The organism is Prochlorococcus marinus str. MIT 1013, from assembly GCF_027359395.1.
In the GTDB taxonomy this organism is placed as follows: Bacteria; Cyanobacteriota; Cyanobacteriia; order PCC-6307; family Cyanobiaceae; genus Prochlorococcus_B; species Prochlorococcus_B marinus_E.
This window is the reverse complement of the sequence record NZ_CP114778.1, coordinates 1,256,596-1,269,281: the sequence shown is the minus strand read 5'-3', so window position 1 is coordinate 1,269,281 and position 12,686 is coordinate 1,256,596. Positions and strand designations below refer to the sequence as shown.

13 protein-coding genes and 1 tRNA gene are annotated in these 12,686 nt (G+C 33.6%); 9 read left to right on the top strand and 5 right to left on the bottom strand.

The window, feature by feature from the left end:
- Nucleotides 1-11: 11 nt before the first annotated feature.
- Nucleotides 12-1,364 carry a four-carbon acid sugar kinase family protein gene (locus tag O5633_RS07570; RefSeq protein ID WP_269609024.1) on the top strand — a complete coding sequence of 451 codons (1,353 nt, stop codon included), beginning with the start codon at nucleotides 12-14 and terminating at the stop codon, nucleotides 1,362-1,364.
- Nucleotides 1,365-1,390: 26 nt separating this feature from the next.
- Here the strand turns inward: O5633_RS07570 and O5633_RS07565 are convergent, their stop codons facing one another.
- Nucleotides 1,391-2,815, bottom strand: coding sequence for an NADP-dependent isocitrate dehydrogenase (locus tag O5633_RS07565; RefSeq protein ID WP_269609023.1), 1,425 nt, complete (start codon nucleotides 2,813-2,815; stop codon nucleotides 1,391-1,393).
- 79 nt (nucleotides 2,816-2,894) lie between these two features.
- Between O5633_RS07565 and O5633_RS07560 the strand changes: the two genes are divergently transcribed.
- The 4 genes from O5633_RS07560 to O5633_RS07545 all read left to right on the top strand — a co-directional run bounded on the left by O5633_RS07560 (nucleotide 2,895) and on the right by O5633_RS07545 (nucleotide 5,760).
- A complete protein-coding gene (locus O5633_RS07560) occupies nucleotides 2,895-3,602 on the top strand; it encodes a heme oxygenase (biliverdin-producing) (protein WP_269609022.1) in 708 nt (235 codons plus the stop codon).
- A 159-nt stretch (nucleotides 3,603-3,761) separates the two neighbouring features.
- The gene (locus O5633_RS07555; RefSeq protein ID WP_269609021.1) at nucleotides 3,762-4,484 is read left to right on the top strand and encodes a 15,16-dihydrobiliverdin:ferredoxin oxidoreductase; all 723 of its coding nucleotides are present in this window, start codon (nucleotides 3,762-3,764) and stop codon (nucleotides 4,482-4,484) included.
- A gap of 7 nt (nucleotides 4,485-4,491) precedes the next feature.
- Complete coding sequence (locus tag O5633_RS07550; protein ID WP_269609020.1) at nucleotides 4,492-5,268, top strand: phycoerythrobilin:ferredoxin oxidoreductase; 777 nt, start codon at nucleotides 4,492-4,494, stop codon at nucleotides 5,266-5,268.
- Nucleotides 5,269-5,286: 18 nt separating this feature from the next.
- Complete coding sequence (locus O5633_RS07545) at nucleotides 5,287-5,760, top strand: low molecular weight protein-tyrosine-phosphatase (protein ID WP_269609019.1); 474 nt, start codon at nucleotides 5,287-5,289, stop codon at nucleotides 5,758-5,760.
- Here the strand turns inward: O5633_RS07545 and O5633_RS07540 are convergent.
- Nucleotides 5,750-7,300 (bottom strand): bifunctional pantoate--beta-alanine ligase/(d)CMP kinase, encoded by a 1,551-nt coding sequence (locus tag O5633_RS07540; protein WP_269609018.1) that lies wholly within the window; start codon nucleotides 7,298-7,300, stop codon nucleotides 5,750-5,752. The two genes, O5633_RS07545 and O5633_RS07540, sit on opposite strands and share 11 nt — an antisense overlap.
- Nucleotides 7,301-7,422: 122 nt before the next feature.
- Here O5633_RS07540 and purM point away from each other — a divergent pair, with 122 nt between their 5' ends.
- Both purM and O5633_RS07530 read left to right on the top strand, forming a co-directional pair.
- Complete coding sequence (gene purM, locus O5633_RS07535) at nucleotides 7,423-8,463, top strand: phosphoribosylformylglycinamidine cyclo-ligase (protein WP_269609017.1); 1,041 nt, start codon at nucleotides 7,423-7,425, stop codon at nucleotides 8,461-8,463.
- Between the two features lie 160 nt (nucleotides 8,464-8,623).
- Nucleotides 8,624-9,256, top strand: a complete 633-nt coding sequence (locus O5633_RS07530; protein WP_269609016.1) for a histidine phosphotransferase — start codon at nucleotides 8,624-8,626, stop codon at nucleotides 9,254-9,256.
- A 6-nt stretch (nucleotides 9,257-9,262) separates the two neighbouring features.
- On the opposite strand, the gene O5633_RS07525 is transcribed toward O5633_RS07530, so the two are convergent.
- The gene (locus O5633_RS07525; RefSeq protein ID WP_269609015.1) at nucleotides 9,263-10,234 is read right to left on the bottom strand and encodes an aldo/keto reductase; all 972 of its coding nucleotides are present in this window, start codon (nucleotides 10,232-10,234) and stop codon (nucleotides 9,263-9,265) included.
- 50 nt (nucleotides 10,235-10,284) lie between these two features.
- On the opposite strand from O5633_RS07525, the gene O5633_RS07520 reads away from it, so the two are divergent.
- Complete coding sequence (locus tag O5633_RS07520) at nucleotides 10,285-10,464, top strand: hypothetical protein (protein WP_269609014.1); 180 nt, start codon at nucleotides 10,285-10,287, stop codon at nucleotides 10,462-10,464.
- Nucleotides 10,465-10,531: 67 nt separating this feature from the next.
- Here O5633_RS07520 and O5633_RS07515 read toward each other — a convergent pair whose 3' ends face one another.
- Together O5633_RS07515 and O5633_RS07510 are read right to left on the bottom strand one after the other, a co-directional pair.
- Nucleotides 10,532-10,963, bottom strand: a complete 432-nt coding sequence (locus tag O5633_RS07515; protein ID WP_269609013.1) for a hypothetical protein — start codon at nucleotides 10,961-10,963, stop codon at nucleotides 10,532-10,534.
- A 342-nt stretch (nucleotides 10,964-11,305) separates the two neighbouring features.
- Nucleotides 11,306-11,376 (bottom strand) — tRNA-Cys (locus tag O5633_RS07510).
- 57 nt (nucleotides 11,377-11,433) lie between these two features.
- Between O5633_RS07510 and O5633_RS07505 the strand changes: the two genes are divergently transcribed.
- Complete coding sequence (locus O5633_RS07505; protein ID WP_269609012.1) at nucleotides 11,434-12,654, top strand: lipid-A-disaccharide synthase-related protein; 1,221 nt, start codon at nucleotides 11,434-11,436, stop codon at nucleotides 12,652-12,654.
- Nucleotides 12,655-12,686: the final 32 nt, after the last annotated feature.

The window sequence follows — 12,686 nt, the reverse complement described above, 5'->3', positions numbered from 1 at the left end:
GATTATTTTTCATGAAAATAATTATTTTTGATGATGATCCAACTGGATCTCAAACTGTTTATGGATGCCCATTATTATTAAATTGGGATGAAAAAACTCTAGAGCAAGCATTTACAAAATCTTCGTCTTTAATATTTATACTTGCGAACACAAGATCTTTATCTTCTGTTTTAGCTGTTAAGAAAACTAGAGAAATATGCTCATCTATTAAGAAGTTTTTTTTAAGACAAGGATATTCCAAAGATGATTATTTTTATATTAGTAGAGGTGATTCAACATTACGTGGTCATGGCGTGTTGGAACCTGAAATTCTTGCGGAAGAATTAGGACCATTTCATGCAACATTTCACATTCCAGCTTTTTTTGAAGGTGGAAGAACAACTGAAAACGGCATTCATTATCTAAATGGGATACCTGTCCATACTACTGATTTTGGTCATGATAATATCTTTGGATTTTCCACTAGTGATTTAGCTAAATGGATTGAAGAAAAAAGTTTTGGAAAGATACAGGCGGAAAATATCTTGCACGTTGAAATTAAACAATTAGATATGGCTTTTAATAATGAAGATGGTTTTAAATCTCTTTTAAGCTTCTTATCTAAATTAGAAAATAATATTTCAGTAGTTGTGGATGCTAAATTACCGCATCATTTAGAAACATTCGCAAGGGCGATTAAAGTAGTTTCTAAAGAAAAAAGATTTCTTTTTAGAACAGCAGCAAGCTTTATCAATTCTTTATCTGGTTTACCACCTAACCCTCAAAATACTGCAGATTTAGTATCTTTAAAATCGAAAAATAATGATTTTAAAGATAAGTCGGGTTTGATAATGGTAGGCTCCTATGTGAAATTAGCGACAGATCAATTAGAGGTTTTATTGAAAGATAATTCCTGTGAAGGTTTAGAAATACCAGTCAGTAAATTAGCTGATATTTTTACTTTAGGAGATTGGCAACAGGCAATCTTAGATCTTGAGGATATTTTGTTATCGAAAATAGATGATATTTTGAATATAAAAAAAGTACCTGTTTTATATACTTCTCGAGAAGAAATGAAGTTTTCTTCTGACTCTAAAAGAATGAATTTTGGATTGGAACTTGCAGAGTTTATGGCAATTCTAGTTGGAAAAATAACTAATAAGTTAGGTTATATTATTAGTAAAGGAGGTATTACAACACAACTCTTGCTTCAAAAAGGGTTGAATTATAATCAAGTAGATTTAAAAGGCCAGATATTACCAGGATTGTCAATAGTAACAAGTAAATCTAATCAATATGATTTACCAGTTGTTACTTTTCCAGGTAATCTAGGCAATGAGAAAACACTTCTAGAATCATTTAGATTGATGGAGTCAAATTCTTAATTGTTCAAAGACTAAAAAATATTTAATTAAAATCTTTCAACAATCGATTTAGCAAAATCACTACAACTAAGAGGCTCTACGCGTGGTTCCATTAATCGTGCAAGATCATAAGTAACTTTTTTATCTGAAATAGATTTGCTCAATCCATTTGTAATTAATTTTGCTGCCTCATTCCAACCTAAATATTCCAGCATCATTACTCCACTTAGTATTACTGAACCTGGATTGATTCTGTCCAAGCCTGCATGTTTTGGAGCTGTTCCATGAGTGGCTTCGAAGATAGCCGCCGTATCTCCAATGTTTGCTCCTGGTGCCATCCCCAGTCCACCAACGATTGCTGCGGCCGCATCTGATATATAGTCGCCATTGAGATTGAGAGTGGCAAGTATGGAATACTCTTGAGGACGAGTTTGAATTTGTTGAAAAATACTATCTGCTATTCGGTCATCAACCATCACCATCTCCTTCCATTTCCCATTGCCATGACTACTTCCAATATTGGTTAGAACTGAACAAACTTCATCACAAATATCTTGCTTTTTCTCTTTTGTTAGAGATGAAAAACCTGGATCAATCAACTCAGCATTCTCTTCGTTGGAGATGCGAGGATTTTTTTCTAAGTTATCTAAAATCCAACTTTCTCTCTCGGTTACGCATTCGTTCCTGAATTCTGTGGTTGCTAATTCGTATCCCCAATCTCTGAAAGCTCCTTCAGTAAACTTCATGATGTTTCCCTTATGAACTAAGGTCACATGTCTTTTGTTCCCTTCAAGGTTGAGTGCATGTTTAATTGCTCGTCTGATATGTCTTTGACTACCACTTTTGCTAACCGGTTTAATTCCTATTCCTGCTCCGATAGGAATTTTCCTGTTTTTTAGTTTTTGGCTGGCTGGAATTATTTCATTATTGAGTTGATTAATCAATTTGATGCATTCGGGATCATCAGACTCCCATTCAATGCCCATATAAATATCTTCGGTATTTTCTCGATAAACAATTACATCTAAATCTTGCGGCTTCTTATGAGGGCTTGGTGTCCCTTCGTAATATTTACAAGGTCTAACGCATGAATATAAATCAAAAATCTGTCTTAGAGATACGTTTAAAGATCTAATCCCTCCCCCTACAGGCGTAGTTAAAGGTCCTTTGATTGCTATCCCATAAGTTCTTATCGCCTCAAGAGTGTCGTTTGGCAAGTATTGATATGTTCCATATAAGTCGCAAGCTTCATCACCTGCATAGATTTTGAACCATTCAATGGATCGATTTCTCCCATAAGCTTTTTCAATAGCTTTATCGATTACTAATTGTGTAGCAGGCCAAATATCTATCCCTGTTCCATCACCTCTGATAAACGGAATGATTGGATGGTCTGGGACTACTGGGTTTCCATCCACAAAAGTAATCCTTTGGCCTTCTGATGGAGCAGTGAGTTTTTCAAAATTTTCCATAATTTTTATTCAGCGATTAATAGATCTAGTGTTGAGCTTATGTCTAAGTGGTAAGTTTTGATTAAATGATTTTGAACTCATGGCAGTAGCCTTAGCTAGGCAACTTCGTGAAGGGACTAAAAAGTCTCATACGATGGCTGAAAATACAGGTTTTATAAGTTGTTTTCTTAAGGGAGTAGTTGATAAGTCCTCATATAGAAATTTATTAGCTGATTTATATTTTGTGTATTCTGCTATGGAGGAAGAGATTGGAAAACTTTGTGAAAACTCACATCCGATAATTTCTCCAATTGGATTTAAAGAGCTTTTTCGCAAGGAAAAATTGGAGCAAGATTTGTCGTTTTACTTTGGTAGTAATTGGTCTGAATTGGTCAAGCCCTCCAAGCCAGCTATTGAATATGAAGCAAGAATTAGAGAAATCGCCAAAGATAATCCTGAACTTTTAATTGGGCATCATTACAGCAGATATATAGGTGACTTGTCTGGTGGACAGCTTTTGAAAACCATCACTAAAAAAGCTATGAATTTACATGATGATGAGGGACTTAGTTTCTATATTTTTGAGGAAATCAGAGATGAAAAAGAATTTAAAATTAAGTATAGAAATACTTTAGATAATCTTCCGATTGATCAAAAGATAGCAGATTCAATTATAGAAGAGGCTAATAGATCTTTTAAATATAATATGGATATTTTTAATGAATTAGAAGGAAATTTAGTTGCTGCTTTAGGCAAGGTTTTATTTAGATTTTTTGCAAATAAAAAGCGAAAAGGTAGTACGGAGTAATGAAATTTATATTTTCTCAAGGATATCGCTTTATTTATATTCAGTATCTATTAAGATATCTATTAGGATCGTAAAAAAGTTTTGTATTTATTTTTTTTACCTGGTTTCATTACCTTAAGTGTGAGTGAATTATTCAATTATCTAAGGAGATGAAGGTATATGTTTGATAATCTTTTAAGTGAGTTGACAAGAGATATTCTTGAACATGGCGGTAAGAAGTTGTTTGTTCCGAATGAATTTTGTGAACGTGTTTCTACAAACGGCAATTGCAAATTGAATAGCTGGTTATGGGATGTTCCTGAATTTCGAAGATGGAGAGTGACTAGATTGAATGCAGGTGACCGTCTTCAAGTATTAAATTCAGTTGCTTATCCTCATCATCAAAATGATATGCCAATTATGGGTATTGACCTCTTGTGGTTTGAAAAAAAAGAAAAGCTAGTTGCAATTCTTGATTTTCAGCCTCTTGTACAAGATAAAAAATATTTTGATAGATACTTTGATGGCTTGAAAAGCCTTAAAAAATGTTTTAATGAGTTTGATTTTGAAATGAAGAGTAATATATATGATCCAACCAAGTATTTCTCTCCATGGGCTCTATTTTGCAAGGGTGATATTTTTGAAGCTGAAAATATTTTACCAAAAGTTTTTAGCTCTTTTCTTAAATATTATTGGGTAAATCTTGATTTATCTAAAGCTAATAAAAATTATATTAAATCTCATGAGGTCAAATTATTGCATATAGATTATGATAAATATAGTGCTGAAAAAGATCCAGCTCATGGTTTATTTTCTAGCTTTTTTGGTAAAGAATGGTCAGAGAAATATATGAAAGAGTTTTTATTTCCATTAAGCCTAGAAAATATTAATTCTTCATTTTAGTTTTTAAATGCAAATTAAACGAAAAAATAGTCTTGAGCCTATTTCAATTTATAATTGGCGTTGGTCTGCTTTCTTAGATGAAACTATTAAGGCATTTTCTATTTTTGAACCTAAACCTTATCAAATAGAGAATGATTTTCTTTTTAGAGAGTCTTCTTTTGGTTCAAGGTCTAATCCTAAAAAAGTTATTTTGGAAACATGGGGTTTAAAGACAAACAAAATACGACAGGCTAGATGTGCTTGCATGCAAGCTGGTGAAATTACTTCTGTCATGAATTTGGTAATTTCACCTTTAAATAATTATGATTTACCTTTTTTTGGAGCCGATTTTGTAACACTTCCAAATGGACATCTTATTGCATTAGATCTTCAACCTGCTTTGAAAAATGATACAATTCACACTAAATATGTTTGGGATAAATTAAAACCCATACATGCAAAATGGCAATCTAAACTTCCTTTGGGTGGTCATATCCCTTCTGAGGCTAGACAATACTTTTCACCAGCTTTTCTTTGGTCTAGAATTTCATTAGGCGAAGAAGGTGACAAATTAATTAGTCAGATAATTAAACCTGCATTTGATGAATACTTGAATTGTTTCTTAGATTTAGTCAGAGATGCAAAGATGATTTCTAAGGAAAGATCTTCTCAATTATTAAATGGTCAGAAAAAATATATGCGATATCGAGCGGAAAAAGATCCTGCAAGAGGGATGTTACGAGGCTTTTTTGGGGAGCTATGGACTGAAAGCTATATAAATAATATTCTTTTTGACCTAAAGTAAAGTAAAGACATTAAAAAAATGGTAAAAAAAATTCTCTTTGTTTGCTTGGGAAATATTTGTCGATCTCCTGCAGCTGAGGGAATTTTTAATCAAAAAATTAAAGAAAGAGAATTAGAAAATTTTTTTGTAGTTGATTCCGCAGGAACTGGTAGTTGGCATGTCGGGAACCTGCCTGATAGAAGAATGCGTGCAACAGCATTATCTAGGGGTATTGAACTGACAAGTAGATCGAGACAGATAGAAGAAAATGATTTGTATGAATTTGATCAGATTCTTGTTATGGATAAAGATAATTTTGAGGCTGTTAAATCATTAACTAAAGATGATATGAATCCAGTAAATTCTAAAATAAAGCTTATTCTAAGTTACTCAAAAAACTCTCAATTAGATGAAGTCCCAGATCCTTATTATGGTGGTCAAAATGGCTTTGAAAAGGTTCTGGATTTATTGAATGATGCTATTGATGAATTGATAGATAGTCTTATAGATTAGGGGTAGCCCAAACCTCTTCTGGAATTTTTGATCTAAAAATATAAATTAGTTCTTCTAAAACTTCTTCAATATTCATTCCATCAGTACAAATTTCTACCGCGTCATGAGCTTTTTTTAAGGGGGCGATTTCTCTTTCACTATCTTGCTTATCTCTTTCTTCAATTTCTTTTTCAAGATCTTCAATGCTTGAGTATTCATAACCTCTTTTTTCTAAGTCAATAGATCTTCGTTTTGCTCTTTCTTTTGGAGTAGCTGTTAGAAAGATTTTTATATCTGCATTTGGGAAAACTGCTGTGCCAATGTCTCTTCCTTCCGCAACTAAACCTCCTTCTTCTCCAATAACCTGTTGTTGTTTTGTGAGTAAATCTCTTACATATTGTTGTTTGGCAATTTCAGAAACCATTGAAGTTACTTTTGGGGATCGTATCTTCTCTGTTACGTCAATATTATTTATCAATATTTTTTGCTCACCCAAGCTTGAGTTTTTAAATTCTAATTTTGAATCTTTCAAGTTATTTTTGATTTCCGCTTGATCACTTGGATTTATTGCATTGCTTATTATCAACCAAGTCACCGCTCGATACATTGCGCCAGTATCTAAATAAATAAAACCAAGTTGTTTAGCAAATGCTTTAGTTACTGTGCTTTTACCTGCACCAGCTGGACCATCAATTGCAATAATTGGTTTTCGTTGCATAAGAAAAGTGTGATCAATTAGCCTCGTAGATCCACATTTTACTGCTGCTGCCAAAAGGCACAGTCTATTTATATTTTCTGTTTCTTTTAATGAAAATGGATCTACGACTTTTAGATATTCAATTTTTAAATTGTTTTCTTTAAGTATAGAAGCTATTTTTCTGAGGTTTATTATTTTATCTTTCTCAAATTCTGTTTTTGCTATTTGGATTGCTTTAGGTAATGATTGAGCATTGACTCTTTCAGAATCGCTCAGATAAGAATTCCTTGAACTATAAGCAAATCCACTTTGGTCTCTTTGTGTGGAATAGGATTCAATTTTTATAGGTATGGATAGTTCTTGAAACAGCTTTCTAATAATAATCAATTGTTGCCAGTCTTTTTCTCCCAGGATTAGTTTCTCTGGTCTGATAATTCTGATAAGACGAATAATAACTGTTGCAACTCCATCAAAATGTCCTGGCCTCTCTGCTCCACATAATCGATCATGTAATGTTTGAGGAACTTGAATTTTAAAATGTGAATTTTCTCCCCCAGGAAAAACTTCAAAATAATCTGGAGCCCAAATTGCATCTGCTCCAGCATTAAAAGCTAATTCAGCATCTTGACTTATATTTTTGGGATATTTTTTGTAGTCTTCATCCTTTCCAAATTGCAATGGATTTATAAAAATACTTACAAGAATAATTTGAATTTTTTTTGTTTTTCTTTTTTTTGCTTTCTGAATTAAATATTGATGGCCAGGATGAAGTCCGCCCATAGTAGGGATGAAAATTATTGCTGAATTTTGTTTACTGAGCCATTCTCTTAATTCAGCATTAGTTTGGAAGATTTTTTGTACCACTATGTTTGTAAATAAATTAATTTCATAAACTTATGATTGAAATGAAATAAGTTGATTGCATACTGATCCCATATGGATTTCATATTAGGGTTCAATCTTTTGAATAAGAAAGCTTTTTACTGATGGATTACAAAACTGCGGGAGTTGATGTTACTGCTGGAAGAGCCTTTGTGGAGAGAATTAAATCATGCGTTGAAAAAACTCATAAAAGTGAGGTAATAGGAGGGTTGGGAGGTTTTGGAGGATGTATAAGAATTCCAAAAGGCTATGAAAGTCCAGTCTTGGTATCAGGGACAGATGGTGTTGGTACAAAATTAGAATTAGCTCAGCAATATGGTTGTCATTTTGGCGTTGGAATAGATCTGGTTGCGATGTGCGTCAATGATGTAATAACTAATGGCGCGCGACCCTTATTTTTTCTCGATTACATCGCAAGCGGAAAGTTGACTCCCGATTCTTTGGCTGAAGTGATAGAGGGAATTGCTGAAGGCTGTAGTCAATCTGATTGTTCTCTTGTGGGAGGTGAAACTGCTGAAATGCCAGGTTTTTATCCCAATGGAAGATATGATCTGGCAGGTTTTTGTGTTGGTATTGTTGAATATAATCACTTGATAGATGGCACGCAAATTAATTCTGAAGATCAGATTATTGGGATCAAAAGTAATGGACTTCATAGCAATGGTTTTAGTCTTGTTCGTAAAGTACTTTCCATGGCGAATGTGGATGAAAATACTCTTTATGGGAACAATCAAAGGAACTTGATTACATCTTTATTAGAGCCAACCGCAATTTATGTTCAACTTGTTGAGAAATTGTTGAGAGAGAATTTCCCAGTTCATGGAATGACGCACATAACAGGTGGAGGATTGCCTGAGAATCTTCCTAGAATTTTTCCTTCTGGTTTATTACCACATTTGGATATAACTAGTTGGGAAATCTCTGAAATCTTTAATTGGTTGCAAAATGCTGGAGATATTCCTGAAATTGATCTTTGGAATACGTTTAATATGGGTATAGGTTTTTGTTTAATTGTTCCTAAAAATGCAGTGCATTCTGTTTTAGAAATATGTATTAAAAATGATTTTCAAGCCTGGAATATAGGAAAAGTTGTTGAAAGTTCAAATAATTCAAAGGATATAGATATTATTGGAATACCTTGTTGAGGTTATAAGCCTAGTTTTATGAAATTTTGGAGTATAGTTTTTGAACAAATTAAATGAAGGTTAAAAAAGATTTTCTATATCGGTAAAAAACAGTAAGATGTAAAAAAACGCAAGCCGAATATTAGTTCGGGTAATGCGAAGTTAGATCTTAATTAGCTCTATGCCTTTTGAAAATCAACAGCGTTTGACGCGTAGGAGAAGTTCTGCAGGTCCAACCCCTCCGAGAAAGCCTTTAGGAGGACAACCAGAATTGGGCATGCGACAAAATGGAGGGCCAAGACCAACTTTCCTCACTCTTAGAGATCATGGAAAAGTTTATGTAGCTGATTTACCAAATTTGTCTGATGGACAGCTTTCACACATTGGTAAGGAAGCTGATGAAGTGCTTACTAGTTTAGAGAGCAGAATTAATGATTTAGAACAAGAAGCAATTAATGGTCAAAGAGACAACGATACTTTAATTAAGGCCTCTACTAAACACGAAGTCACTCTTAGATTTATTCGAGCCATTCAAGACGAACAAGAGCATCGAAAAAATAATCCTGCATTAAAAGATGCGGCATCTGAATCTTTACCACTCACATTCCTTGAAGTTGCTAGGCATAGATTGCCAGGTGCAACTTTTGATTCGTTGTTGAGAGAAGCATTAGAAGCTTGTTCTAAAGATGAAACAGAGCCTGAGAAAGAAACAATTGAAAAAAGCTCTAATTCCTTGCCAATTCCTCCTGCAAAAGTTATTAGTCTTCCTACCTCGTCAGATTCAATGAAGGTTATTGTCAGCCCTGATACTTAAATTTTATTAGGGACTAGTGAAAGGGTTTTGAGGCATATTTGCTAAACATTTATTCCTATAAAAATCCAGAATTTCCTTTTCATTTTTAGTTAAAGACCAATTAAATGCAGAAATTGCATCTTTAGCTTGAAATGGATTACGAATTCCTACTATTGGTTTAGCTCCATCAGACCTCACCCAATTCAAGGCAACTTGAGCCGGGGAGGCTGAATACTTTTTACCAATATTAGTTATTAAGGTTCTCAATTCTATAGTTTTTGGAAGTATCCTTTGGAATAATTGTTGTCGTAATAAAGTTTTAGGCTTGGGAGATTTATTAGGTGGAACTGTTAGTATTCCCAGCCCTAATGGGCTATAGGCTAAGTATTCAATTTCATTCTCATTACATATATCTTTGATCTTTTCATCTTCCAAGGTTGGTTTCGTTAATAATGAAAGTTGCATTTGTATACTATTAATTTTAATTCCTCTTTTTTTCAGTTTTTGGAATAAAAAACTTAGTCTTTTGGGGCCAATATTAGAGAGCCCAATTTCTTTAATTAAACCTTTCTCGTATAAATCTCCTAGACCATTTAGTAATTGCTCTTCTTGCCAAGGAGCATAGCGATAAGTACTCCAATGAAGCTGTACTCTTGTCATATTCCCTTTAAGACGCTGATTACTTTCTTCAAAAGCCTTATTTAGGCCATTCCGACCAATTCTCCATGGAAAGGGTGCGAGCTTTGTTGCGACAGTAATTTTTTTCAGATTTCTCTTGGGTAACTCTTCCAGGAAATTGCCGATCAGCTTTTCGCTTTGCCCAAATAAACTTCCAGTGCCGTATGAATCTGCACTGTCTACAAGATCTAATCCTCCATCTATTGCATCAAAAAAAGTTTTTTTAAGTAAACTATCATCTGTTTCAGGTTTGTAGCCCCAAACAAGCTTGTTTCCCCACGCCCAAGTTCCAAAACCAATCCCAATTTTTTTCTTAGTCATGACTTCATTGATGTTATTTCAAATAAAGAAAACTAATATCATTATCTTACATGAATAAATTAAATAGTTTTAAAGATTCTTCTTTAAAAAAAAAACACAGTAATAAACAAAATCAAAAAGATAATGTAAGTAAAGATCAGCCAGAAAAAGTGCTATGTAATCATTGTGGAAGAACTTCTAGTAACGGTATAAGATGTCTAGGTATTTGTGTAGCAGATAATGATTATTAATTTATCTATTTAGATATGAGAGTAAAATAATACATTTTTAATTTAAATTATCAACCCATATTTGATATTATTCAATTACATCAATAATCCCTTCAGTTATATATCTTGCCATTTTTGTTATGTGTTTTCTGATTTCACCTTCTTTGATATTCCACTTGTTAGACATTTCCTTTACTTTTTTATTTACTTTAATGTACTCAATCATTTTATTTGCAAGGTATACAGGTAATTCTTGTTGATTTGTAGAAGATAAAGTTTCCCATCCTTCTTTATCGATGAGTCCAATTTCCTGGAGATTTTTAGTATTCGTGAAATTATATAATTCTGTTATTCCTATAGAGAGATAAAGAGATCCTAATTCATCAAGAAAACTTTTTGAATTTGTACCATTTTTGAATTCATTAATTTTCTCATCGAGTAAAGATATTTGTTCAGATTCACCTTCCTTTATTGAATTTAATAATCTATAAAAAGAACTGAATTCAATTTGATCAGACACTGTTCTTATTGCTTAATATGATTAATATTAATTCATGAATAATGTTTCTATGTGAATTCTTCTGTTTAATTGTAATGAAAAAAAACCTTCACAACATCGGAAAAAAATATTCAATCAAGAAGTGAAAATAAGATGTAAATATTTGTTATCTTGATTATCTACAAGCTTTTCGATAGTGGTTCTTTTAAAGGCTAACTGTAAGAATAGAGATATGATCAATCTTTTAGATCTAGTACCAAAATCAATTTATTAATTTCTGAACCTTCTTGAAACTTGCTACTCGCTACACATTGAGCATTGTGCTGGAGGGTTTCCTCAGAAAAATTAAACTAAAAATAATTAAGGCGGCACCCAGATTCGAACTGGGGATAAAGGATTTGCAATCCTCTGCCTTACCACTTGGCCATGCCGCCAAAAATGAAATTTTCATTTCCAATTCAAATCGTATCAGTCAAACCGAACAAAACCTTTTGTTTCTTTGTAATGGTCATGGAGAAGACACGATTGCTTGCAGGGTTATAGAAGCTCTGCATGAAATTAATCCAGATATTTCCCAAGAAGTTCTCCCGATGGTTGGAGATGGGAAGACGTTTTCCAAGCTTGTAAAAGATGGCTGGCTTGCCAAGATTGGTCCCTCCACATTTTTGCCAAGCGGAGGATTTAGTAATCAGAGTTTTAGTGGTTTGGTTTTAGATTTAAAAGCTGGATTATTAAAAAGTCTCTGGAGGCAATGGACTTTGATATATAGATCAGCTAAAAAAGGAACAATTATCGTTGCAGTTGGAGATTTATTACCTCTTCTTTTTGCATGGGCTAGTGGGGCGAATTATTGTTTTATTGGCACTCCTAAAAGTGATTACACATGGGCGAGTGGGCCAAGATCCGCATTGAGTGATTGTTACCATCGATTGAAAGGAACTGAGTGGGATCCATGGGAATATTGGTTGATGCGATCTAGTCGTTGCAGGATGGTTGCAGTAAGAGACAAAATCACTGCTAGAGGTTTGAGAAATCATGGAGTAAAGGCGCTATCGCCGGGAAATCCAATGATGGATGGAATTTCTAATAGAGAATGTCCTAATGACTTTAAAAAACATAGACGTTTGATTTTGTTATGTGGAAGTCGTTTGCCTGAAGCGTACCAGAATTTTAAAAAACTTTTAATTGCAATTCAGCTTATTCAAATTTCTTCTTCCATTGCAGTATTTGTGCCTTTAAGTTCTTCTTTAATGAGAAAAAAAATAGAATTGATATTAATTGACTCAGGTTTTAAACCTACTTATCAATCAACAGGTGAAAATGGGATTTCGGAAACATGGAAAAAAGACTCATTACTTATATTGATTGGCTTTAATAATTTTTCTTGTTGGGCTAAGTGGGGAGAAGTAGGAGTGGCTAATGCAGGTACAGCTACAGAACAATTAGTAGGTTTAGGTATTCCATGCGTGTCCTTGCCAGGAAAAGGTCATCAATTTAATTTCAATTTTGCTAAGCGTCAAAGTCGTTTATTAGGAGGTGCGGTAGTTATTGCTAAGGGTTCTCAAACTCTTGCAAAACTAGTGGAGTTTTTACTGAATTCTGATTTTGATAGAGAGGTTATTGGGATCAGAGGGGCTAAAAGAATGGGTCCCGAGGGTGGAAGTCATGCTATAGCCCTTAGTATTTTGACTCACTTGTCTGAGGGTTTATAGTGCGGTGTAATCTAGTGGAAGATTTTTTATAA

What these genes read in the sequence shown, in the direction of transcription:
- O5633_RS07525 (WP_269609015.1), bottom strand. Translation starts at nt 10,234, where the DNA reads ATGACTAAGAAAAAAATTGGGATTGGTTTTGGAACTTGGGCGTGGGGA.
- O5633_RS07530 (WP_269609016.1), top strand. Translation starts at nt 8,624, where the DNA reads ATGCCTTTTGAAAATCAACAGCGTTTGACGCGTAGGAGAAGTTCTGCA.
- O5633_RS07520 (WP_269609014.1), top strand. Translation starts at nt 10,285, where the DNA reads ATGAATAAATTAAATAGTTTTAAAGATTCTTCTTTAAAAAAAAAACAC.
- O5633_RS07555 (WP_269609021.1), top strand. Translation starts at nt 3,762, where the DNA reads ATGTTTGATAATCTTTTAAGTGAGTTGACAAGAGATATTCTTGAACAT.
- O5633_RS07570 (WP_269609024.1), top strand. Translation starts at nt 12, where the DNA reads ATGAAAATAATTATTTTTGATGATGATCCAACTGGATCTCAAACTGTT.
- O5633_RS07560 (WP_269609022.1), top strand. Translation starts at nt 2,895, where the DNA reads ATGGCAGTAGCCTTAGCTAGGCAACTTCGTGAAGGGACTAAAAAGTCT.
- purM (WP_269609017.1), top strand. Translation starts at nt 7,423, where the DNA reads ATGGATTACAAAACTGCGGGAGTTGATGTTACTGCTGGAAGAGCCTTT.
- O5633_RS07545 (WP_269609019.1), top strand. Translation starts at nt 5,287, where the DNA reads ATGGTAAAAAAAATTCTCTTTGTTTGCTTGGGAAATATTTGTCGATCT.
- O5633_RS07565 (WP_269609023.1), bottom strand. Translation starts at nt 2,815, where the DNA reads ATGGAAAATTTTGAAAAACTCACTGCTCCATCAGAAGGCCAAAGGATT.
- O5633_RS07550 (WP_269609020.1), top strand. Translation starts at nt 4,492, where the DNA reads ATGCAAATTAAACGAAAAAATAGTCTTGAGCCTATTTCAATTTATAAT.